At 73.5% G+C, this 22,123-nt stretch carries 25 protein-coding genes, 1 pseudogene and 1 riboswitch; of the genes and pseudogenes, 22 read left to right on the top strand and 4 right to left on the bottom strand.

Features of this window, described 5'->3' with window-relative positions:
- The first annotated feature begins 82 nt into the window (after positions 1-82).
- The 13 genes and pseudogenes from rpsP to ACL02R_RS24765 all read left to right on the top strand — a co-directional run bounded on the left by rpsP (position 83) and on the right by ACL02R_RS24765 (position 8,018).
- Positions 83-520: a 30S ribosomal protein S16 gene (rpsP, locus tag ACL02R_RS24825; RefSeq protein WP_362965149.1), complete on the top strand. Its 438-nt coding sequence runs from the start codon at positions 83-85 to the stop codon at positions 518-520.
- Between the two features lie 2 nt (positions 521-522).
- On the top strand, positions 523-762 hold the full coding sequence (locus ACL02R_RS24820) for an RNA-binding protein (RefSeq protein WP_052852049.1): 240 nt from the start codon (positions 523-525) through the stop codon (positions 760-762).
- A 113-nt stretch (positions 763-875) separates the two neighbouring features.
- Positions 876-1,430 carry a ribosome maturation factor RimM gene (gene rimM, locus ACL02R_RS24815; RefSeq protein WP_412799184.1) on the top strand — a complete coding sequence of 185 codons (555 nt, stop codon included), beginning with the start codon at positions 876-878 and terminating at the stop codon, positions 1,428-1,430.
- Positions 1,427-2,245: a tRNA (guanosine(37)-N1)-methyltransferase TrmD gene (gene trmD / locus ACL02R_RS24810; protein ID WP_412799183.1), complete on the top strand. Its 819-nt coding sequence runs from the start codon at positions 1,427-1,429 to the stop codon at positions 2,243-2,245. Before rimM ends, trmD begins: the two co-directional genes overlap by 4 nt.
- A gap of 141 nt (positions 2,246-2,386) precedes the next feature.
- Positions 2,387-2,734, top strand: a complete 348-nt coding sequence (gene rplS / locus ACL02R_RS24805; protein WP_362965155.1) for a 50S ribosomal protein L19 — start codon at positions 2,387-2,389, stop codon at positions 2,732-2,734.
- A 30-nt stretch (positions 2,735-2,764) separates the two neighbouring features.
- On the top strand, positions 2,765-3,472 hold the full coding sequence (gene lepB, locus ACL02R_RS24800; protein WP_412799182.1) for a signal peptidase I: 708 nt from the start codon (positions 2,765-2,767) through the stop codon (positions 3,470-3,472).
- On the top strand, positions 3,465-4,655 hold the full coding sequence (lepB, locus tag ACL02R_RS24795; RefSeq protein WP_412799181.1) for a signal peptidase I: 1,191 nt from the start codon (positions 3,465-3,467) through the stop codon (positions 4,653-4,655). Before lepB (ACL02R_RS24800) ends, lepB (ACL02R_RS24795) begins: the two co-directional genes overlap by 8 nt.
- Positions 4,618-5,610 (top strand): signal peptidase I, encoded by a 993-nt coding sequence (gene lepB / locus ACL02R_RS24790; protein WP_412799180.1) that lies wholly within the window; start codon positions 4,618-4,620, stop codon positions 5,608-5,610. The genes lepB (ACL02R_RS24795) and lepB (ACL02R_RS24790) overlap by 38 nt, the downstream gene beginning before the upstream one ends.
- A gap of 74 nt (positions 5,611-5,684) precedes the next feature.
- A complete protein-coding gene (gene lepB, locus ACL02R_RS24785; RefSeq protein ID WP_412799179.1) occupies positions 5,685-6,431 on the top strand; it encodes a signal peptidase I in 747 nt (248 codons plus the stop codon).
- Positions 6,432-6,460: 29 nt separating this feature from the next.
- Positions 6,461-6,796, top strand: a complete 336-nt coding sequence (locus ACL02R_RS24780) for a DUF2469 domain-containing protein (RefSeq protein WP_362965164.1) — start codon at positions 6,461-6,463, stop codon at positions 6,794-6,796.
- A gap of 109 nt (positions 6,797-6,905) precedes the next feature.
- Positions 6,906-7,475: a murein hydrolase activator EnvC family protein gene (locus ACL02R_RS24775; RefSeq protein WP_412799178.1), complete on the top strand. Its 570-nt coding sequence runs from the start codon at positions 6,906-6,908 to the stop codon at positions 7,473-7,475.
- 23 nt (positions 7,476-7,498) lie between these two features.
- Positions 7,499-7,804 (top strand): annotated as a pseudogene (locus tag ACL02R_RS24770) (GNAT family N-acetyltransferase); the annotation flags it as partial.
- 55 nt (positions 7,805-7,859) lie between these two features.
- Positions 7,860-8,018, top strand: coding sequence for a GNAT family N-acetyltransferase (locus tag ACL02R_RS24765; RefSeq protein ID WP_412799192.1), 159 nt, complete (start codon positions 7,860-7,862; stop codon positions 8,016-8,018).
- Between the two features lie 10 nt (positions 8,019-8,028).
- Here ACL02R_RS24765 and whiG read toward each other — a convergent pair whose 3' ends face one another.
- From whiG to ACL02R_RS24745, 4 genes are all read right to left on the bottom strand, one after another.
- Entirely contained in the window at positions 8,029-8,871 is an 843-nt protein-coding gene (gene whiG / locus ACL02R_RS24760; RefSeq protein WP_362965169.1) for an RNA polymerase sigma factor WhiG, read from the bottom strand.
- A gap of 176 nt (positions 8,872-9,047) precedes the next feature.
- Entirely contained in the window at positions 9,048-10,250 is a 1,203-nt protein-coding gene (gene dprA / locus ACL02R_RS24755; RefSeq protein WP_412799191.1) for a DNA-processing protein DprA, read from the bottom strand.
- A 2-nt stretch (positions 10,251-10,252) separates the two neighbouring features.
- On the bottom strand, positions 10,253-11,866 hold the full coding sequence (locus ACL02R_RS24750; protein WP_412799177.1) for a YifB family Mg chelatase-like AAA ATPase: 1,614 nt from the start codon (positions 11,864-11,866) through the stop codon (positions 10,253-10,255).
- Positions 11,866-12,249: a YraN family protein gene (locus ACL02R_RS24745; protein ID WP_362965173.1), complete on the bottom strand. Its 384-nt coding sequence runs from the start codon at positions 12,247-12,249 to the stop codon at positions 11,866-11,868. The genes ACL02R_RS24750 and ACL02R_RS24745 overlap by 1 nt, the downstream gene beginning before the upstream one ends.
- Positions 12,250-12,621: 372 nt before the next feature.
- On the opposite strand from ACL02R_RS24745, the gene rpsB reads away from it, so the two are divergent.
- The 9 genes from rpsB (at position 12,622) to ACL02R_RS24700 (ending at position 22,122) form a co-directional block, all read left to right on the top strand.
- Positions 12,622-13,515, top strand: a complete 894-nt coding sequence (gene rpsB, locus ACL02R_RS24740) for a 30S ribosomal protein S2 (protein ID WP_412799176.1) — start codon at positions 12,622-12,624, stop codon at positions 13,513-13,515.
- Between the two features lie 124 nt (positions 13,516-13,639).
- The gene (tsf, locus tag ACL02R_RS24735) at positions 13,640-14,476 is read left to right on the top strand and encodes a translation elongation factor Ts (protein ID WP_412799175.1); all 837 of its coding nucleotides are present in this window, start codon (positions 13,640-13,642) and stop codon (positions 14,474-14,476) included.
- A 197-nt stretch (positions 14,477-14,673) separates the two neighbouring features.
- Positions 14,674-15,411: a UMP kinase gene (gene pyrH / locus ACL02R_RS24730; protein WP_362965179.1), complete on the top strand. Its 738-nt coding sequence runs from the start codon at positions 14,674-14,676 to the stop codon at positions 15,409-15,411.
- Positions 15,412-15,444: 33 nt separating this feature from the next.
- Positions 15,445-16,002, top strand: coding sequence for a ribosome recycling factor (frr, locus tag ACL02R_RS24725; RefSeq protein ID WP_362965181.1), 558 nt, complete (start codon positions 15,445-15,447; stop codon positions 16,000-16,002).
- A gap of 63 nt (positions 16,003-16,065) precedes the next feature.
- Positions 16,066-17,022, top strand: a complete 957-nt coding sequence (locus ACL02R_RS24720) for a phosphatidate cytidylyltransferase (RefSeq protein WP_412799174.1) — start codon at positions 16,066-16,068, stop codon at positions 17,020-17,022.
- Positions 17,023-17,055: 33 nt separating this feature from the next.
- Positions 17,056-18,165 carry a 23S rRNA (adenine(2503)-C(2))-methyltransferase RlmN gene (gene rlmN / locus ACL02R_RS24715; RefSeq protein ID WP_412799173.1) on the top strand — a complete coding sequence of 370 codons (1,110 nt, stop codon included), beginning with the start codon at positions 17,056-17,058 and terminating at the stop codon, positions 18,163-18,165.
- Positions 18,166-18,199: 34 nt separating this feature from the next.
- A riboswitch (TPP riboswitch) is annotated at positions 18,200-18,305 on the top strand.
- Between the two features lie 36 nt (positions 18,306-18,341).
- Positions 18,342-19,430 (top strand): thiamine ABC transporter substrate binding subunit, encoded by a 1,089-nt coding sequence (locus ACL02R_RS24710; RefSeq protein WP_412799172.1) that lies wholly within the window; start codon positions 18,342-18,344, stop codon positions 19,428-19,430.
- Positions 19,406-21,076: an ABC transporter permease gene (locus tag ACL02R_RS24705; RefSeq protein ID WP_412799171.1), complete on the top strand. Its 1,671-nt coding sequence runs from the start codon at positions 19,406-19,408 to the stop codon at positions 21,074-21,076. Before ACL02R_RS24710 ends, ACL02R_RS24705 begins: the two co-directional genes overlap by 25 nt.
- Positions 21,073-22,122 (top strand): ABC transporter ATP-binding protein, encoded by a 1,050-nt coding sequence (locus tag ACL02R_RS24700; protein ID WP_412799170.1) that lies wholly within the window; start codon positions 21,073-21,075, stop codon positions 22,120-22,122. The genes ACL02R_RS24705 and ACL02R_RS24700 overlap by 4 nt, the downstream gene beginning before the upstream one ends.
- The last annotated feature ends 1 nt before the right edge of the window (position 22,123 follow it).

The following is a 22,123-nucleotide window of genomic DNA, read 5'->3' as shown; positions in this document are numbered from 1 at the left end:
GTCCATCGGGCCCGTGGCGCCGCATCCCCACGCGGAGACCGGCTGTGGCCCATCACGTCAACATGCAGGAGACACCACTCCCGTGGCCGTCAAGATCAAGCTGAAGCGACTGGGCAAGATCCGGTCGCCCCACTACCGCATCATCGTCGCCGACTCCCGCACCCGCCGGGACGGCCGCGCCATCGAGGAACTGGGCCTGTACCACCCGGTGCAGAACCCGTCGCGCATCGAGGTCGACTCGGAGCGCGTCCAGTACTGGCTGGGTGTCGGCGCGCAGCCGACCGAGCCCGTCCTGGCGATCCTCAAGGTCACCGGCGACTGGCAGCAGTTCAAGGGCCTCCCGGCTCCGCCGCCCATGCAGGTGGCCGAGCCCAAGCCCGACAAGCGCGCCGTCTTCGAGGCCGCCGCCAAGGCGACCGGCGGTGAGGCCCGTGGCGAGGCCATCACCCCGAAGAAGAAGGCCGAGAAGAAGGCGGACGCCGAGGCCGCCGAGGCCCCGGCCGAGACGACCGAGGGCTGAGGATGCTCGAAGAGGCCCTGGAACACCTGGTGAAGGGCATCGTCGATCACCCCGATGAGGTCCAGGTCGCCTCCCGCACCCTGCGCCGCGGACGTACGCTTGAGGTCCGGGTCCACCCCGACGACCTCGGCAAGGTGATCGGCCGCAACGGCCGCACCGCCAGGTCGCTGCGCACGGTCGTGGGCGCGCTCGGCGGGAAGGGCATCCGCGTCGACCTGGTCGACGCGGACGACATCCGCTGAGGGCGCGCAAGGCATCGCACGAAGGGCCGGGGGCGGATCGCCGCCCCCGGCCCTTCGTGACGTCCGTGGCCGGACCCGAGGGGTCCGCCGAACCGAGGAGTGGGAACAGAGCAGTGCACCTGGTCGTCGCGCGCATCGGCCGCGCCCATGGCATCAAGGGCGAGGTGTCCGTCGAGGTACGGACCGACGAGCCCGAACTGCGGCTCGCCCCCGGCAGCGTGCTGGTCACCGAGCCGGACACCGCGGGCCCGCTGACCATCGAGAGCGGCCGGGTCCACAGCGGCCGGCTGCTGCTGCGCTTCGCGGGCGTCACCGACCGCTCCGGCGCCGAGGCCCTCCGCAACACCCTGCTCCTCGCCGAGGTGGACCCGGACGAACTCCCGGACGACCCGGAGGAGTTCTACGACCACCAGCTCGCCGGGCTCGACGTCGTGACGGCCGCGGGCGAGGCGGTGGGCACCGTGCGCGAGATCGCGCACCTGCCGAGCCAGGACCTGCTGATCGTCGCCCGTCCCGGCGGCGGCGAGGTGATGGTGCCGTTCGTCTCCGAGATCGTGCCCGAGGTGGACGTACGGGAGCGCCGCGTGGTGATCGACCCGCCGCCCGGCCTGCTGGAGGACACGGACCCGGGTGACGGGGACGGCGACGGCGGGGACGGCGCCAGGTGAGGATGGACGTCGTCACGATCTTCCCCGAGTACCTGGAGCCGCTGGACGTCTCCCTCGTCGGCAAGGCCCGCGCCCGGGGACAGCTCGACGTGCGCGTCCACGACCTGCGCGCCTGGACCCACGACCGGCACCACACGGTGGACGACACCCCCTACGGCGGCGGACCCGGCATGGTCATGAAGCCCGAGCCCTGGGGCGAGGCGCTGGACGCCGTGCTGGCCTCCGGCGGGAGCGGGGACGGCGGCCCGGTCCTCGTCGTGCCCACGCCGAGCGGGCGCCCGTTCACCCAGGAGCTCGCCGTCGAGCTGGCCGCGCGCCCGTGGCTCGTCTTCACCCCGGCGCGCTACGAGGGCATCGACCGTCGTGTGATCGACGACTACGCCGCCCGCTGCGACGTCCGTGAGGTGTCCATCGGCGACTACGTCCTGGCCGGCGGCGAGGCCCCCGTCCTCGTGATGGTCGAGGCCATCGCCCGGCTGCTGCCCGGCGTGCTGGGCAACGCCGAGTCGCACCGCGACGACTCGTTCGCCCCCGGCGCGATGGCCGGGCTCCTGGAGGGGCCCGTCTACACCAAGCCGCCGGTGTGGCGCGGGCGCGAGGTGCCCGAGGTCCTCGTCAGCGGCCACCACGGGCGGATCGGCCGCTGGCGCCGCGACGAGGCCCTGCGCCGTACGAGCGAGAACCGCCCCGACCTCGTCGCGGGCGCCGAGCCGGAGGCGTTCGGCACGCACGACCGCGCCACTCTCGCCGAGCTGGGCTGGGAGCCGGGTCCCGACGGGCGATTTGGGCGGTCGTCGCGGCCCGTGGAAGAATAGGCCGTCGGCCCGGCACTCCGCCCGGCGCGCGACCCTGCCACAGGGGGACCGCCGCCCGCCCGCGGAGCCGGGGCCCGAGCACACACCCAGACACCACGTACCGCCGTTGACCTGTGGCACCGGCGAAGAGAGCAGCAGGTCATGAACCTCCTCGACAGCGTCGACGCCGCCTCCAAGCGCGACGACATCCCCGCCTTCCGGCCCGGCGACACGGTCAACGTGCACGTCCGCGTCATCGAGGGCAACCGCTCCCGTGTCCAGCAGTTCAAGGGCGTCGTCATCCGCCGCCAGGGCGCGGGCATCCGGGAGACCTTCACCGTCCGCAAGGTGAGCTTCGGCGTCGGCGTGGAGCGCACCTTCCCGGTCCACACGCCCGTCGTGGAGAAGATCGAGGTCGTCACGCGCGGCGCCGTCCGCCGCGCGAAGCTGTACTACCTGCGCAACCTGCGCGGCAAGGCGGCCAAGATCAAGGAGAAGCGCGACAACTGAGCCGGTCCTCCGTCCGGTTACCATCACGGCGTGACCGATACCGACGCACGGCCCCCGGAGCGCGATCCCGCCTCCCGCCCTTCGCCCGGCGGGTGGTGGCGGTCGCGCTCCGCGCGTCTGTGGACCGCCGCGGTCGCCGCGACGGTGGTCGTCACCTGGTGCGTGAGCGCGTGGATCGTCCAGCCGTTCCGTATCCCCAGCGGCTCCATGGAGGGCACGCTGCGGGTCGGGGACCGGGTGCTGGTCGACAAGCTGGCGTACCGTTTCGGCGATCCGGTGCGGCGCGGGGACGTGATCGTCTTCGACGGCACGGGCTCGTTCACCGCCGCCGAGCCGCCCGACGACCGGGGGCCGCTGCTCGGCCTGCTGCACGGCGCCGCCGCGGCGGTCGGGCTCGCCGAGCCGGCGGAGACCGACTTCGTGAAGCGCGTCATCGGCGTCGGCGGCGACCATGTCCGGTGCTGCGACGACCAGGGCCGGATCGAGGTGAACGGCGAGCCGCTGGACGAGCCGTACCTGTACCCGGGCGACGCGCCGTCCGAGGTCGGGTTTGACATCGAGGTGCCGGAGGGACGCTTGTGGGTGATGGGCGACCACCGCTCCGACTCCGCGGATTCACGGGCGTACCTCGGCTCCCCCGGGGGCGGCACGGTCCCCGTGGACCGGGTCGTCGGGCGGGTGCAGTGGATCGCGTGGCCGGTCGGCCGCTGGGGATCGGTGGACTCAGGGGATGAGTGACCAGGACCGGGACCACGCGCCCCCGCCGGAAGGCGGCCGGCGCCACGCCGGGCACCGGCGGGCCGGGGGCGGCAGGGCGCGGCGCGAGCCGGTCGCCGCGTCCTCGGGCGCGGGCGCGGCGGAGGAGCCGCGCGCCACGCTGCGCGGTCCGGGCGAGGGCCGGGCGGACCGGCGGCGCGCCGCCCGGCGCATCAGGCGGCGCAGGCGGCTGCGGGCCACCCGCGAGGTGCCGCTGCTCGTCGGCACGGCGCTGCTGATCGCGGTGGTGCTGAAGACGTTCCTGGTCCAGGCGTTCGTGATCCCCAGCGGCTCGATGGAGCAGACGATACGGATCAACGACCGCGTGCTCGTGGACAAGCTGACGCCGTGGTTCGGCTGGGAACCGGACCGCGGCGACGTCGTGGTCTTCCGCGACCCGGGCGGCTGGCTCCAGGGCGAGCAGGCGGAAGAGGACGACACCCCGGTCGGGATCAAGCAGGTCAGGGACGTGCTCACCGGGATCGGACTGCTGCCGTCGGCCGACGACCAGGACCTCATCAAGCGGGTCATCGGCGTCGGCGGCGACACGGTGGCCTGCTGCGACGCCGGGGGACGGGTGACGGTCAACGGCGCGCCGCTCGACGAGCCGTACCTCCACCCCGGGGACGCGCCGTCGGAGATCGAGTTCGAGGTGACGGTCCCCGAGGACCGCATCTTCGTCCTCGGCGACCACAGGTCGGACTCCTCCGATTCCCGCTACCACCTCGACGACGAGGGGCAGGGTACGGTACCCGTTGACCTTCTCGTGGGCCGGGCGGTCGTGATCGCGTGGCCGTTCTCCCACTGGCGGGGACTCGGTGACGACGGTCCGTTCGCGGAGGTGCCGGAGCCGGGTGCCGGCGCCGCCGCGGCCCGTGCGGGCCCTGGCGTGACGGCGGGCCGCGAGGAGATGGCGTCACTGCCGATCCCTGTGGAACTCCCGCTCGTTATGGGAGTGGTGGGCCTGTCGCGGAGGCGGATCGGGCTGGAGCGGAGCGTGAGGAGCGGATGTGGGGGATGTGGCCGTGGATGCGCGGGCCGGAGCGGACGAGCCGGGGGACGACCGGCCGGTGACGCCGGGTGCCGGAGCGTCCGACGAAGGGTCCCCCCGTCCGGACGGCGCCGCCGTGCGCCGGGGCGAGGGCGACGACGCGGCGGCGGATGACGCCACCGCGGGCGAGCGGGCCGCCGGCTCCCCGGACGGGCCCGACGCGCCGGACGCCGGCGGGACGGGCGGTGCGGGAGACGGCGGCGACGGGCCGGCCGACGACGGGGCCGCGGCCTCGGGCGGCGGCAGGCACGGGCGCAAGGCCGCCAAGCAGCGGTCGTTCTGGAAGGAGCTGCCGCTGCTGATCGGCATCGCGATCGTCCTCGCGCTGCTCATCAAGACCTTTCTGGTGCAGGCGTTCTCCATCCCGTCGCTGTCGATGCAGGACACCCTTCAGCGCGGGGACCGGGTGCTCGTGGACAAGCTGACGCCGTGGTTCGGCTGGGAACCGTCGAGGGGCGAGGTCGTCGTCTTCCACGACCCGGGCGGCTGGCTGGACGACGGCCCCGAGGACGAGGGCGGCATCGGGTCGGCGCTGCGCACCGGGCTGAGCGCGATCGGGCTCATGCCGTCCGACGAGGACCAGGACCTGATCAAGCGGGTGATCGCGGTCGGCGGCGACACGGTGGAGTGCCGGCAGGGCGGCCCGGTCGTCGTGAACGGGCAGGAGCTGGACGAGTCGGACTACCTGTTCCCGGGCAACACCCCGTGCGACGACCAGCCGTTCGGCCCGATCACCGTCCCCGAGGGGCGGCTGTGGGTCATGGGTGACCACCGGCAGAACTCCCTGGACTCCCGCTACCACCAGAACCTGGAGGGCGGCGGCACCGTCTCCGAGGACGAGGTCGTCGGCCGCGCCATCGTCGTCGCCTGGCCGGTGACGCGCTGGAGCACCCTGCCCGTGCCCGGCACCTTCGACTCCGTGACGAGCGCGGCGGCCGCGGTCGCGCCGGGCGCGGTCGGTCTCGCGGGCGCCGTGCCGCTGGTCCTGTGGCGGCGGCGCGTGGTGCTGCGCCGCCCGGAGGACGCGGCCGCCGTCCGGGACGGCGGGGAAGACGGCACGCGGGGCTGACCCCGGCCCTTCACCCCCGATAGGGTCTCCAGCGGCCCGGCGGCGGATCGTCGGCGGAGAGGGGAGGGGACCCGATGGGCGGTGCCGTGGACGGCGGGCGCGGCAGGGGACGGCTGCTGTCCGGGGTGGCCGTGGCCGTCGGATGCGTGCTCTTCCTCGGCGGCTTCGCCCTGGCCGCGCTGCTGTACCAGCCGTACACCGTGCCGACGGGGTCGATGGCCCCGGCGGTGGCGGCCGGCGACCGGGTCCTCGCTCAGCGCGTCGACGGGGACGACGTGCGGCGCGGGGACGTCGTGGTGTTCCGCGACGAGACGTGGGGCGACATCCCGATGCTGAAGCGCGTGGTCGGGGTCGGCGGGGACGAGGTCGCGTGCTGCGACGGGGACGGACGGCTGCGGATCAACGGCGAGCCGGTCGCCGAGCCCTACGTCCACTCCCGCCACGGCGCCTCGGCCACGGGCTTCGACGTCACGGTTCCGGACGGGGAGCTGTTCGTCCTCGGTGACGACCGGATGGACTCGCTCGACTCGCGCAGCCATATCACGGAGACACAGACCGGGACCGTGCCGCGCGACACGGTGGAGGCCAGGGTGGAGGCGACGGTCTGGCCGCTCGGCAGGCTGGGCGGCCTGCCGAGTCCCGGCGGTTTCGCGGAGCTGCCTGGCGGGATCTCGGAACGCGGGCCGCTGCGGCCCCTGTGCTGGGCCATGGGCGGCGGGGCCGTGCTGATCTTCGCGGGCGCCGCGTACGGGCCGCTCGCCCGCCGGGTGTCCCGTACGGGCCACCGGCGGCGTGCCGACGCGGCCGGTGGCGCACAATGAGGTAACGCACGGCTGAAGGGGATCACGCCATGAGTGCCGAGGACCTCGAAAAGTACGAGACCGATATGGAGCTGAAGCTCTACCGGGAGTACCGGGACGTGGTCGGGCTCTTCACGTATGTGATCGAGACCGAGCGCCGTTTCTACCTCACCAACGACTACGAGATGCAGGTGCACTCGGTGCAGGGCGAGGTGTTCTTCGAGGTGTCGATGGCGGACGCCTGGGTGTGGGACATGTACCGGCCGGCGCGATTCGTGAAGCAGGTCCGCGTCCTGACCTTCAAGGACGTCAACATCGAGGAGCTGAACCGCAGCGAACTCGACCTTCCGGAGGACTCGGGCTTCGGCGGCGGCCGGAGCACCTGACGTCCCGGGCTTCACCCGTACGGGCGACGGCGCTGTCCACAGGTGGCGGGTTGTCCACAGATTCACCGCCCGGCTCCCGGGCGCGGCGTGACCGGTGCAGGGTGGTCTCATGCTGTCCGTGATTGCGTCACCACTGGTCGTCCTCCTCCTGCTCCTTTCCGTCCCGGCGTCGGCCGCGCCGCCGTCCGAGGGCGCGGCCGGCGGGGAGGGGCTGCCGCTGTGGCCGGTGCCGGGCGCGGACGGCGGGCGCCGTCCGGCCGTGGACCGCGCGTACGACCCGCCGCCCGCCCCGTGGCGGGCGGGGCACCGGGGCGTGGACCTGCGCACGGACGCGGGCGCGCCGGTGCGGGCGGCGGGCCCCGGGCGTGTGACCTTCGCCGGACAGGTCGCCGGTCGGGGCGTGGTCACGGTCGAACTCGACGGCAGCGGGACACCACCGGTCAGGATCACGCACGAACCGCTCGCCGTCGCCGTCACCACGGGCGACCGCGTGGCGGCGGGCGCGCTGCTCGGCACCCTCGCCGCCGGTCCTGGACACTGCGCGGCGCCCTGCCTGCACTGGGGCGCGACGCGGGACGGCGCCTATCTCGATCCGCTGACACTGCTGCGGCCCGACCTGCTGCGCGCGGGGCCTTCCCGGCTGCTCCCGACGACCGGCGTCCCCCTCCCGGCGGGGTGACGCGGTCCGGATACCGTCACTGGATGGGACCTCTCGTGCTCGAAGCGGGTGCCTTACGGCTGCGGCCCTTCAGCAGCGATGACATCGACTGGGTATACCAGGTCTTGCTCGACCCGCAGGTCCAGCGGTTCGTCCATCTCCTCTCGTCCCGCCGGAGGACGGACGCCGCGTACTTCGTGGAACGGCCGACCGTGGCGGGCCGGGAGAACGGGACCCGAACCGAGTTCCTGGTCGAAGCGGCGGGGGAGTCCGGGCAGCGTCTCGGCCGCGTCGGGCTGCACCTGCGGGGCGACGGCACCGGCGAGACCGGTCACCGGACCGATCCGTCCGCCAGGGGGCACCGCCGTCTGCCGGTGGGCGTTCGACATCCGGAACCTCGCCCTCGTGGAATGGCGTGCCCAGGTGGGCAACGAGGCGTCGCGCCGGGTCGCGGAGAAGGTGGGTTTCTCCATGGAAGGGGTGCTGCGGCAGCGTCTCGTGCACCGGGGGTGCCGGGTGGACGCCTGGGTGGGGTCGCTGCTCCCAGGGGAGATCAAAGGCTGAACGGGTGGGCTCAGCCGGTCACATCGGCCAGTTTCGCGCGCAGTTGCAGCACCGACTTGGTGTGGATCTGGCTGACCCGGCTCTCGGTGACGCCGAGCACCTCGCCGATCTCCGCGAGCGTCAGCCCCTCGTAGTAGTAGAGGGTCACGACGGTCTTCTCGCGGTGCGGCAGCGTGTTGACCGCGCGGGCGAGGAGCCTGCGCAACTCGCGGTCCTCGGCGACCTCCACCGGGTTGTCGGCGGCGGTGTCCTCCAGCGTGTCCATCAGGCTGAGCCGGTCGCCGCCCTCGCCGCCCGCGTGCAGCAGCTCTTCGAGGGCGACCACGTTCGCCAGGGACAACTGGCTGAAGACGGCGTGCAGTTCCTCCAGCGTGACGTCCATCTCGGCGGCCACCTCGGACTCCGAGGGCGTGCGCCGCAGCGACGCCTCCAGCGTGGCGTACGCCCGCTCGATAGCCCGCGCCTTCTGCCGGACGGACCGGGGAATCCAGTCGAGGGCCCGCAGCTCGTCGATCATCGCGCCCCGGATGCGGGTGATCGCGTAAGTCTCGAACTTGATCGACCGGCCGGGGTCGAACTTCTCGATGGCGTCGATCAGCCCGAAGATCCCGGACGAGACGAAGTCGGCCTGCTCGACATTGGGCGGCAGCCCCACGCTCACCCGGCCCGCCACGTACTTGACCAGCGGTGAGTAGTGCAGGATCAGCTGCTCGCGCAGCCGCCCGTCGCCGGTGGTCTTGTAGGAGCGCCACAGTGCGTCGAGTGCGGAGGGCGCCGGGGCGAGCGCGGCCCCCTCCGTCGCGGCGGGCGCTGCCGGAGCCGCGTGCCGTGGCCCGGTGGAGTGCTGTGGCATACGTGGACGGGAACCGTTCTCCAGGATGCGGACGGGTGCTGCGTGGACGGGGCGGCGCGGTGGACGTCGCCGGAGGCGTCGGAACCCTGTGAGCGTAGCGTGACAGTCAGGTCGCTTTGCGCACGTGGAAGTCGCTCGGGTATGCGCAGATACGTTCCGCTGCCCGCACGGTGGTGTCAGTCCCGGTGATGTGTCCGAGAATTCCCTCCCCCCGCGTGTCGGGACGGCTCCCGGCACAACTGCCAGCGGTCGCCCACGCGTTCGACGAAGCCGAGGCAGCTCAGCTCGTGCAGCCGGGCGAGCGCCGCCTCCGGGCTGGTGCACGCGCCCTCCGCCACCGCCGCCAGCCCGGCCGCCCCACCGGCGGGCAGCGCGTCCAGGATCTGCCCCGCCTGCGGCGCCAACAGGTCGCGCGGGACGGCGGGGAACGCCTCGTCGGGGGCCAGCTCGCCCATGTGCCCGGCCAGTTCGGTGACCTCTCCCGCGCTGCCGACGAGGACGGCGCCGTCGCGGATCAGCTGGTGGGTGCCCGCCGACAGGCCGGAGGTGACCGGTCCCGGCACCGCCATCAGCTGCCGCCCCAGCCCGCCCGCCCGCCGGGCGGTCACCAGCGAGCCGCTGCGCCGCGCCGCCTCGACGACCACCGTCCCCCGTGTCAACGCGGCGATCACCCGATTCCGCTGAAGGAACCTGCCCCGCGTCGGGTGGTCGCCCGGCGGCAGCTCCGCCACCAGCAGGCCACCGGCGGCCACCCGCTCCAGCAGCTCCCGGTGCCCCGCCGGATACGCGCGGTCCACCCCGCACGCGAGGATCCCGACCGTCGCCCCGCCCACCGCGAGCGCACCCCGGTGGGAAGCGCCGTCGATCCCGTACGCCCCGCCGGAGACGACCGTCCAGCCGCGCTCGGCCAGCGCGCCCGCCAGCTCGGCGGCGACATGCGCGCCGTAGTCCGTGCAGGCACGCGCCCCCACCATGGCCACCGACCGCAGGGCGACGAACCGCAGCGAGCAGGGCCCCCGCACCCACAGGCCGATGGGTCTGCCGTGCCCCAGGTCGTCCAGCTGCCGGGGCCACTCCCGGTCGCCGGGACACACGAATCTGCCGCCCACCCGAGCGGCCAGCTCCAGGTCACGGCCGGGCGCCGCGCGCCGCGACCTGGCCCGCAGACCGGCCCACCGGTCGGGTGACACACCGGGCAGCGGACGGTCCGCCGCCAGCGCCTCGACCACGGACCCGGGCCCGTACTCCGCGAGCCAGCGGCCCATCAGCTCGTCACCCGGCTCGGCGACCCTCGTCAGCGCGGCCCGCGCCGACCGCGCGTCCTCCGGTTCCCGCTCCAGCGCCGCCGGCCCCTCCCGCTCCTCCTCCGTCACCGTCACCGTCACGGCAGGCTCCCCACCACACCGGCGCCCCGGCGCACCCCGGTGCGCAGTTCGAGCGCCGCGTCCACGTCCTCGGCCGTCGGCCGGTCATGACCCGCCAGGTCCGCGACCGTCCACGCCACCCGCAGCACCCGGTCCAAGCCCCGGGCCGTCAGGAGCCCCCGGTCCATGTCCTGCTCGGCCCGCAGCAGCGCGCCCGGGACAGGCGTCCACCGGGTCCGCAGCTCATGGCCGGGCACCTGGCCGTTCGCCGACCACGGCGTCCCCGCGAACCGCGCACCCGCGCGCTCCCGCGCCGCCAGCACCCGGGCAGCGACCGACGCCGTGCCCTCCCCGCCGGGCGCCGCCACCAGCTCGGCCCGGCCGACCGGCTCCACCGGCACCCGCAGGTCGATCCGGTCGAGCAGCGGGCCCGACAGCCGCGAGCGGTAGCGGCGCACCGTGGACGGAAGGCACTCGCAGTCGCCGCCCGCCGAGCCGTGCCTGCCGCACGGGCAGGGATTGGCCGCCATGACGAGCAGCACACGCGCCGGCATCCGCACCACCCCCGCCGACCTGGCCACCACGATCTGCCCCGACTCCAGCGGCTGCCGCAGCGCGTCGAGCACCTGCGCGCTCATCTCCAGCGCCTCGTCCAGGAACAGCACACCGTGGTGCGCCAGTGAGACGGCCCCCGGTCTCGGCACGCCGCTCCCCCCGCCGACCAGGGACGCCATCGACGCGGAGTGGTGCGGCGCGCAGTACGGCGGTCGCTCGATCAGCGGCCGGTCCCGCGGCAGGGCGCCGCACACCGAGTGGACGGCGGTCACCTCCAGCGACTCCCGCCGTGACAGCGGCGGGAGGATGCCGGGCAGCCGCTCCGCGAGGAGGGTCTTGCCCGCGCCGGGCGGCCCTTTCAGAAGGAGGTGGTGCCGTCCCGCGGCGGCCACTTCGAGCGCCCGCCTGGCGACCCGCTGCCCGGCCACCTCGGCGAGGTCGGGCCGCCGCTCGTCCGCCGTCAGCCAGGCGAGACCCGCCGTCGGCGGGCAGTCCCACCCCACGCCACCCGCCATCCCCGGCGGGCCGCCGGGATCACCGGGAGCCGGCTCCTCCGGCACCGGCTCGTCGGCCAGCACCGCGATCAGCTGACGCAGGCTGCGCACCCCGAGCACCGCCACCTCGGGCACGAGCGACGCCTCCGCCACCACGGCCTCGGGCACGACGACGCGCCGGTACCCCGCGTTCGCGGCGGCCAGGACGGCGGGCAGCACCCCGCGCACCGGACGCACCCACCCGTCGAGCCCCAGCTCCCCGATCATCACCAGGTCCGCGATGGCCCGCGGATCGATCCGTTCCGCCGCCGCCAGCACACTGCACGCCACCGCCAGGTCGAACCCCGAGCCGTGCTTCGGCACCGCCGCCGGGCTCAGCCCCACCGTGAGCTTCTTCTGCGGCCACTCCGCACCCGAGTTGACCACCGCGGCACGGACCCGGTCGCGGCTCTCGGACAGCGACCGGTCGGCGAGCCCCACCAGGGAGAACACGGCCACCCCCGGCTCCAGGTCGGCCTGCACCTCCACCACCACGCCGTCCACCCCGGTCAGGGCCACGGCGCAGGTCCGCGCGAACGCCATCACGCCACCCCCCGCACGTGCTCCACGACCGGTGCGCCCCGGCGGGGCACCAGCACGCCCAGCAGATCGATCCGCACCCCGCCGGACGGCGGCGCGGCGTGCTCCGGCAGCCACCGCTCGCTCAGCCACCACTCGGCCAGCTCCCGCAGACGCCGCGTCTTGCCGGGCGTCAGCGCGGCCATCGGGTGCTGGAAGCCGCCGCTCCTCCTGGTCTTCACCTCGCAGACCACCAGCGCCCCGTCCGCCGCCGCCTCCCTGGCCACGACGTCGATCTCGCCCGCCGGACAGCGCCAGTTGCGCTCCAGCACGGTCAGTCCCGCCTCGCACAGCCGCCGTACGGCGACGTCCTCCCCGAAGCGGCCCAGCGCACCTCGCCGGTTCATCACGCATCACCTCCGCCCCCGACGATGGCCCGGCCCGGCGGAAGAAGTGGATCTTGGTGGAAAAACCGGCGGATGTGGACAACTCCGTCACCCCTGCGGGTGACCATCCGTGCGTGAGCGCTCTGTCGCCCCGGGTCCTCCCCGTCCCGTACACTTCTGGTGGCGATCCGGCAGCCCCGGATCGACCTCGCATGCCCCGCCACCCCGGCGCCCGCCGGCCGGTCCACCCGGCTCCGGCGCCTCGGTGGCCGCGCACCTCGGTCCTCGGAACCGCCCGCCGCGCGCGGCGGCTCCAGGCTCAGCGCGCCGGGGCGTCAGGGGCGCCGCCCGGCCGGGCGGCGCTGACAACCGAGCGTCACAAGGAGAACGGCCATGGCCGTCGTCACGATGCGGGAGCTGCTGGAGAGCGGCGTCCACTTCGGGCACCAGACCCGCCGCTGGAACCCGAAGATGAAGCGCTTCATCTTCACCGAGCGCAACGGCATCTACATCATCGACCTGCTCCAGTCGCTGTCGTACATCGACCGCGCCTACGAGTTCGTCAAGGAGACCGTCGCCCACGGCGGCACGGTCATGTTCGTCGGCACCAAGAAGCAGGCGCAGCAGGCCATCTCGGAGCAGGCGGCCCGCGTCGGCATGCCCTACGTCAACCAGCGCTGGCTGGGCGGCATGCTCACCAACTTCTCGACCGTCCACAAGCGGCTTCAGCGCCTCAAGGAGCTGGAGGCCATCGACTTCGACGACGTCGCCGCCTCCGGTCTCACCAAGAAGGAGCTGCTCGTCCTCTCCCGCGAGAAGGCGAAGCTGGAGCGCACCCTCGGCGGTATCCGCGACATGCAGAAGGTGCCCAGCGCCGTCTGGATCGTGGACACCAAGAAGGAGCACATCGCGGTCGGCGAGGCCCGCAAGCTCAACATCCCGGTCGTCGCGATCCTGGACACCAACTGCGACCCCGACGAGGTCGACTACAAGATCCCGGGCAACGACGACGCGATCCGCTCCGTCACGCTGCTGACCCGTGTGATCGCGGACGCCGTCGCCGAGGGCCTGATCTCCCGCTCCGGTGTCGCCACCGAGGCCAAGGAGGGCGGGAAGCCCGCCGGCGAGCCGCTGCCCGAGTGGGAGCGTGAGCTGCTGGAGCGCGCCGAGGAGAAGCAGGCCGGCGAGCAGCCGGCCGCTGCCGAGGCCCCCGCTGCCGAGGCGCCCGCTGCCGAGGCCACCGCCCCGGCGGCCGAGGAGGCCCAGGCCCCCGCCGAGCAGGCCTGACGCGGAACAGAGCGACGGCCGGGCGTACGGCGGCGGCGGGCGGTCCAGACCGCCCGCCCCCCGTGCGCCCGGCCGGGCGAGTGCCAAGCGATCCGATCGACTTCCGGAAGAGAATCCAGTAACCATGGCGAACTTCACCGCCGCCGACGTCAAGAAGCTCCGTGAGCTCTCCGGCGCCGGCATGATGGACTGCAAGAAGGCGCTCGACGAGGCCGAGGGCGACGTCGACAAGGCCGTCGAGATCCTGCGCGTCAAGGGCCAGAAGGGCGTGGCCAAGCGCGAGAGCCGCACCGCCGAGAACGGCGCGGTCGTCGTGCGCCTCGCCGAGGACAGCACCCGCGGCGTCCTGGTCGAGCTGAAGTGCGAGACGGACTTCGTCGCCAAGGGTGAGAAGTTCCAGGTCGTCGCCGAGGCCATCGCGGAGCACGTCTTCGCCACCGCCCCCGCCGACCTCGGCGCCCTGCTCGCCTCCGAGATCGAGCCCGGCAAGTCCGTGCAGACCTACGTGGACGAGGCGAACGCGTCGCTGGGCGAGAAGATCGTCCTCGACCGCTTCGCGCAGTTCTCCGGCGCCTACGTCGCCTCCTACCTGCACCGCACCAGCCCCGATCTGCCCCCGCAGGTCGGCGTCCTGGTCGAGCTCGACCAGGAGAACGCGCAGGCCGCCAAGGACGTCGCGCAGCACATCGCCGCCTTCGCCCCCGGCTTCCTGAGCCGCGAGGACATCCCGGCCGAGACGGTGGAGAACGAGCGCCGCATCGCCGAGGCCACCGCGCGCGAGGAGGGCAAGCCCGAGGGCGCCCTGCCGAAGATCGTCGAGGGCCGGGTGAACGGCTTCTTCAAGGAGAACGTCCTCCTCGACCAGCCCTTCGCCAAGGACAACAAGAAGACGGTGGCCAAGGTCCTGACCGAGGCCGGTGTGACGCTCAAGGGCTTCGCCCGCATCCGCGTCGGCGCCTGACCCCGCCACCTCGCGCCGCCGCGCCGTCGGCGACGGAACGGACTCCGCCCGGCTATTGTCGGGCGGAAGTCCGTCAGGCCGCAGGCTGTGCACCGGCCGGGACGACCGTAGTTGTGACGAGGAGGCCACCGCACGGACGGAACCGCACACGGAACCGCCGGCAGTGGCCTCCTTGGTGTGTGCCCGAGGAGAGTGCCATGAACCAGGACGACAAACCGCGGCGTTTTCTGCTGAAGCTGTCGGGAGAGGCCTTCGCGGGCGGCGGCGGGCTCGGTGTCGACCCCGACATCGTCCACACGATGGCGCGGGAGATCGCCGCTGTCGTGCGGGACGGCGCGCAGATCGCGATCGTCATCGGCGGCGGCAACTTCTTCCGCGGCGCCGAGTTGCAGCAGCGCGGCATGGACCGGGCGCGCTCCGACTACATGGGCATGCTCGGCACCGTGATGAACTGCCTCGCCCTCCAGGACTTCCTGGAGAAGGAGGGCATCGACTCCCGCGTGCAGACCGCCATCACGATGGGCCAGGTCGCCGAGCCGTACATCCCGCTGCGGGCCGTGCGGCACCTGGAGAAGGGCCGGGTCGTCATCTTCGGCGCCGGTATGGGCATGCCCTACTTCTCCACCGACACCACCGCCGCCCAGCGCGCCCTGGAGATCCACGCCGAGGCGCTGCTGATGGGTAAGAACGGGGTGGACGGGGTCTACGACTCCGACCCCGCGAAGAACGCCGACGCCGTCAGGTTCGACGCCCTGGACTACGGCGAGGTGATCACACGCGATCTGCGGGTCGCCGACTCGACCGCCATCACCCTGTGCCGGGACAACCAGTTGCCCATCCTGGTGTTCGAACTGCTCACGGAAGGCAATATCGCCCGTGCGGTAAAGGGTGAGAAGATCGGCACACTCGTCAACAGCCAGGGCCGCCGGGCCTGAGCAGCCTCCCACACACCGAACCAGGAGCACGTGGTGATCGAAGAAGCCCTCCTCGAAGCCGAGGAGAAGATGGAGAAGGCCGTAGGCGTCGCCAAGGACGACCTGGCCGCGATCCGTACCGGCCGTGCGCACCCGGCGATGTTCAACAAGATCGTGGCCGAGTACTACGGCACCAAGACGCCGATCCAGCAGCTCGCCTCCTTCTCCGTGCCGGAGGCGCGGATGGCGGTGGTGACCCCGTTCGACAAGTCGGCGCTGCGCAACATCGAGCAGGCCATCCGCGACTCGGACCTCGGCGTCAACCCGACGAACGACGGCCACATCATCCGCGTCGTCTTCCCCGAGCTGACGGAGGAGCGGCGCCGCGAGTACATCAAGGTGGCCCGCACCAAGGGCGAGGACGCCAAGATCTCCATCCGCGGTGTCCGCCGCAAGGCGAAGGAGACCATCGACAAGGCCGTCAAGGACGGCGAGGTCGGTGAGGACGAGGGGCGCCGCGGCGAGAAGGAGCTGGACGACACCACCGCGAAGTACGTCGCCCAGGTGGACGAGCTGCTGAAGCACAAGGAAGCCGAGCTGCTCGAAGTCTGACCCCGACCCGGCCGGCCGGGTCCGGCCGGTGCCCGCACAGTGAGGACGAGGACGCACCCTCCCGTGAACGATTCATCCTGGGGACCGCCCCGGGCCACCGGTTACGTCGCGCAGCCCCAGGCCGTGCCGCCCGCCCCGGCGGGTCCCGCGCGCGAACCGGTCCCGGCGGCGCAGACTCGGCCTATGACGGAGCAGCAGCCCAGGAAGCGGGCGGGCCGTGACCTGCGCGCGGCGGTCGGGGTCGGGCTCGGCCTCGGGGCGGTGGTGGTCGCCGCGCTTTTCGTCTACAAGCCGGTCTTCGTGGGCGTCATAGCGGTGGCCGTCGTCGTCGGCCTGTGGGAGCTGTCCACGCGGTTCGCCGAGCGCAAGAACATCCACGTGCCGCTCCCGCCGCTGGCGGTGGGCGGCGCGGCCATGGTCGTGGCCGGCTACCTCGGCGGTTCCGAGGGCGCGTGGATCGCGATGGCGCTGACGGGTGTGGCCGTCCTGGTGTGGCGGATGCTCCGGCCGCCGGACAACTACCTGCGGGACGTGACGGCCGGGGTGTTCGTCGCGCTGTACGTGCCGTTCATGGCGACGTTCGTGGCGCTGATACTGAGCGCGGACGACGGCTCGTGGCGCGTGCTGACGTTCCTGCTGCTGACGGTGATCAGCGACACCGGCGCGTACGCGGTGGGCTGGCGCTTCGGGCGGCACAAGCTGGCGCCGCGCATCAGCCCCGGCAAGACGCGTGAGGGCCTGGCGGGCGCGGTGGCGTTCGCGATGACGGCCGGCGCGGTCGTCATGCCGCTGCTGATCGACGGCGGGACGTGGTGGCAGGGGCTGGTGCTCGGCCTCGGCGTCTCGGTCAGCGCGACCCTGGGCGACCTGGGGGAGTCGATGATCAAACGGGACCTCGGCATCAAGGACATGGGGTCCCTGCTGCCGGGGCACGGCGGGATCATGGACCGGCTCGACTCGATACTGCCCACGGCGCCCGTCGTGTGGCTGCTGTTCCTCGCCTTCGTCGGCGCGGGCTGAGCCGGCCGGGCGATCTGCGACACTGGCAGGACCATGCCTGCACCTGGAGAGCTCACGTTCATCGCGCCGCGCGGCGCCAAGAAGCCGCCGCGGCACCTCGCCGACCTCACGCCCGAGGAGCGCCGCGAGGCGGTCGTGGCGCTGGGCGAGAAGCCGTTCCGCGCACAGCAGTTGTCGCGGCACTACTTCGGCCGCTGGACCGCCGACCCGGCGGAGTGGACGGATGTGCCCGCCGCGGCGCGCGGGCGGCTCGCGGCGGCGCTGCTGCCGCCGCTGATGACCGAGGTGCGGCACATCGAGTGCGACGAGGGCGCCACCCGCAAGACGCTGTGGCGCCTGCACGACGGCACGCTGGTCGAGTCGGTGCTGATGCGCTACCCGGACCGGGTCACCATGTGTGTCTCGTCGCAGGCCGGGTGCGGGATGAACTGCCCGTTCTGCGCCACCGGGCAGGCGGGGCTCGACCGCAACCTGTCGACCGCCGAGATCGTCCACCAGATCGTGGACGGCATGCGGGCGCTGCGTGACGGCGACGTGCCGGGCGGCCCCGCGCGGCTGTCGAACATCGTCTTCATGGGCATGGGCGAGCCGCTGGCCAACTACCGCCGGGTGACCGGCGCGATCCGCCGCCTGACGGACGAGGCGCCGCACGGCGTGGGCCTGTCGCAGCGCGGGATCACCGTCTCGACGGTGGGCCTGGTCCCGGCCATGCGCCGCTTCGCCGACGAGGGTTTCTCCTGCCGTCTCGCGGTGTCGCTGCACGCGCCGGACGACGAGCTGCGCGACACCCTGGTGCCGGTCAACACGCGCTGGAAGGTCCGTGAGGTCCTCGACGCGGCCTGGGACTACTCGGACAAGTCCGGCCGCCGCGTCTCCATCGAGTACGCGCTGATCAGGGACATCAACGACCAGGCGTGGCGCGCCGACCGGCTGGGCCGGCTGCTCAAGGGGCGTGGCGCGCACGTGAACCTGATCCCGCTGAACCCCACGCCCGGATCGAAGTGGACGGCGTCGCGTCCGGAGGACGAGCGGGCGTTCGTCGCCGCGCTGGAGGCGCACGGCGTACCGGTGACGGTGCGGGACACCCGGGGCCAGGAGATCGACGGGGCCTGCGGGCAGCTGGCGGCGACGGAGCGGGTCTGACCGGCGGCTGCTATCGTTGGCCGGTAGTTTTTCATCTTTCCGACAGGGGAGCGCTCGCAGCGCTGAGAGTGCGGCAACGGCCGCAGACCCTCGAACCTCGCCCGGGTCATGCCGGGTAGGAAGTTCGGAACCACTCTCGTGCTGCCCGCGCGCGCCCGCGCCAAGAAGGCGGCACCATGAAGCGCACCGCGACACTGGGCATATGCGGTCTTGCCCTCGGCCTCTGCCTGGTCACCGCCTGCGGCAGCGACGGCGACGGCGGCAGCGGTGGGTCGGAGGGCGGTGACGGCGCCGGCTCGCGCGAGGTGACGCTGGTCACGCACGACTCGTTCCTCGTCTCCGACGACGTCCTCGCCCGCTTCGAGGAGGAGTCGGGCTACCACGTGAACGTCCTGCGCGGCGGCGACGCGGGCGTGGTCGTCAACCAGGCGGTGCTCTCGCGGGGCAACCCGCAGGGCGACGTGCTGTTCGGCGTGGACAACACGCTGCTGTCCCGCGCGCTCGACGAGGACGTGTTCGAGCCGTACGAGGCGGCGGGCCTGGACGCGATACCGGCTCAGCTGCGCCTCGACGGCGAGAACCGCGTCACGCCCGTGGACACCGGCGACATCTGCGTCAACTACGACCGCGCGTGGTTCGCCGAGGAGGGCATCGACCCGCCCGAGACGTTCGCCGACCTGACCGACCCCGCCTACCGCGACCTGCTCGTGGTGGAGAACGCCGCGACGTCCTCGCCCGGCCTCGGCTTCCTCCTGGCGACCGTCGCGACCTTCGGGGAGGACGGCTGGCAGGACTGGTGGCAGCAGCTCGCCGACAACGGCGTGGAGGTCGTGGACGGCTGGGAGCAGGCGTACAACGAGCGGTTCTCCGGCTCAGGCCAGGGCGGTGACCGGCCGCTGGTCGTCTCCTACGCCTCCAGCCCGCCCGCCGGGGTGGTCTACGGCGGCGAGGAGCGGCCGGACGAGGCGCCGACCGGTGTGTCCACGGGCACCTGCTTCCGGCAGGTCGAGTTCGCCGGGCTGCTGGCGGGCGCCCAGAACCCCGAGGGGGGCCGCGCGCTGCTGGACTTCCTGATCGGCAGGGACTTCCAGGAGGACATGCCGCTCCAGATGTTCGTCTCGCCGGTGCTGCCCGACGCGGCGCTGCCCGAGGAGTACACGCGGTACGGCGTCACCGTGGACGATCCGGTGACGATGGACCCGGCGGAGATCGCCGAGGGCCGTGACGGCTGGATCGACGAGTGGACCTCGCTGGTCGTCAGGTGACCGGCCGGGCCACCGCCGTACGGCTCGCGCTGCTCGCGGGGCCCGTCGCGTTCCTCGCCGTCTTCTTCCTGTATCCCGTGACCGCGATCGTCGGGCAGGGGCTGCGGGAGGACGGCGCCTGGCACCTCGGGCGTGTGGGCGAGGTGCTGGGCGACGGGGACACCGCCGGAATCCTGTGGTTCACGGTCTGGCAGGCTGCCGCGTCCACGCTGCTGACGCTGGCCGTGGGGCTGCCCGCGGCGTGGGCGTTCGCCCGGCTGCGGTTCCCCGGGCGGCGGGTGCTGCACGCGGCGGTGACCGTGCCGTTCGTGCTGCCGACCGTGGTGACCGGTGCGGCGTTCCTGGCGCTGGTGGGGCGCGGCGGGCTGCTCGACGACTGGTGGGGCGTGCGCCTGGACGAGTCGGTGTGGGCGATCCTGCTGGCGCACGCGTCGCTGAACTTCGCGGTGGTCGTGCGCATCGTCGGCGGCCTGTGGTCGCAGCTCGACCCGCGCCAGGAGGAGGCGGCGCGCATGCTGGGCGCCACGCGGCGCGCGGCGTGGCTGCGGGTCACGCTGCCCGCGCTGACCCCGGCGGTGGCGTCGGCAGCCGTGATGGTGTTCCTGTTCACCTTCACATCCTTCGGTGTGGTCCAGATCCTGGGCGGGCCGCGCAACGGGACGCTTGAGGTGGAGATCTACCGGCAGACCGCGCAGCTGCTCGACCTGCCGACCGCCGCCGTGCTCACCCTTCTCCAGTTCGCCCTGGTCGCTGTACTGCTGGGCGTGCAGGCGCTGCTCACCCGCAGGACGGAGTCCGCGCTGAGTCTCGTGGACCCGGCGACGACCGCCCGCCGTCCCCGTGGTGCCGCGGAACGCGTCACGCTGGGCGCCGTCCTCACGGTCATCGCGCTGCTGCTGCTCCTCCCGCTCGGCGTGCTGCTCGAACGGTCCCTGTCCGTGCCCGGCGGGGGCTACGGCTTCGGCAACTACAGCTCGCTGTTCACCACCGACGGCGGCACGTTCGTCACCGCCCCCTGGTCCGCCGTCGGCACCTCGCTGCGCTACGCCGCCGTCGCCACGGCCATCGCGGTGCTCGTCGGCGCGCTCGCCGCCACCGCCCTCGCCAGGCGCGGCGGCGGCCGCCTGCTGCGCGGCTTCGACGCGCTGCTGATGCTGCCGCTCGGCACCTCCGCCGTGACGGTCGGCTTCGGCTTCCTCATCACGCTGGACGAACCGCCCCTCGACCTGCGGTCGTCCTGGCTGCTCGTCCCCCTGGCGCAGGCGCTGGTCGGTGTGCCCTTCGTCGTGCGCGTCCTGCTGCCGGTGCTGCGTGCCGTGGACGACCGGCTGCGGCAGGCGGCCGCCGTGCTGGGCGCGTCCCCCGCCCGGGTGTGGCGCGAGGTGGACGTGCCCCTCGTACGGCGCGCGGTGCTCGTCGCGGCGGGCTTCGCGTTCGCCGTGTCCCTGGGCGAGTTCGGCGCGACCGTCTTCATCGCCCGCGCCGACAACCCCACCCTGCCGGTCGCCGTGGCCCGGCTGCTCAGCCGCCCCGGGGCCCTCAACTACGGGCAGGCGATGGCCCTCAGCGCCGTCCTGATGCTGGTGTGCACCGTCACGCTGCTCGCCCTCGAACGCCTGCGTCCCGCCGAGAGGACGACGCCATGACCGCCTCGCACCCGCTGCTCGCCGTGGACGGGGTCACCGTCGCGTACGGCGGCCGCGCCGCCTCCCGCACCGCGCTCCAGGACGTGCGCCTCACCGTCGCCGAGCACGAGACGGTGTGCGTCCTCGGCCCGAGCGGCAGCGGCAAGTCCACGCTGCTGCGCGCCGTCGCGGGCCTCACCGGCGTCGCCGCAGGGACGGTCCGCCTGGCCGGGCAGGACCAGGCGGGCGTGCCCGCGCACCGGCGCGGGGTCGGCCTGATGTTCCAGGACCACCAGCTGTTCCCGCAGCGCGACGTCGGCGGGAACATCGCGTTCGGCCTGCGCATGCGCAAGGTGCCCCGCCGGGAGGCCGAGCGCCGCGTCGCCGAACTGCTCGACCTGGTCGGCCTGCCGGGCGCGCAGCGCCGCGCGGTCGGCTCGCTGTCGGGCGGCGAGCAGCAGCGGGTGGCCCTCGCCCGCGCGCTGGCGCCCAGGCCGCGGCTGCTGATGCTGGACGAGCCGCTCGGCCAGCTCGACCGCGACCTGCGGGACCGGCTCGTCGTGGAGCTGCGGCAGCTCTTCCGCGACCTGGGGACGACGGTGCTGGCCGTCACGCACGACCAGGCCGAGGCGTTCGCGCTGGCCGACCGCGTGGTGATCACCCGGGAGGGGCGCATCGCGCAGACCGGCACGCCGGTCGAGGTGTGGCGGCGGCCCGCCGACGCGTTCGTGGCGCGTTTCCTGGGCTTCCGCAACGTGGCGGACGCCGTGGTGCGCGAGGGCGTCGGGGCGATGCCGTGGGGGCCCGTCCCCGTGCCGGCCGGCACCCCGGACGGCGAACGGCGGCTGCTGGTGCGGCCGTCGGGTGTGCTTCTGGGCGTCCCCGACGGGGAGCGGCGCGCGGTGGTGCGGGCGCGCAGCTTCCGGGGCGACCACGTCATGGTGCTGCTTGAGTGCGGGGACGGGACGCCGCTGGAGGCGTCCTGCCCGCTGCGGGACGCGCCGGAGGAGGGCGCGGAGGTGGGGTACGCCTTCGACGCGGCCGAGGTCGTCGTCCTGCCAGGCTGAG

Source organism: Streptomyces sp. MS19, assembly GCF_047200595.1.
Taxonomy (GTDB): domain Bacteria; phylum Actinomycetota; class Actinomycetes; order Streptomycetales; family Streptomycetaceae; genus Streptomyces.
The sequence above is the reverse complement of the archived record's forward strand: the minus strand, read 5'-3'. Positions and strand labels throughout refer to the sequence as shown.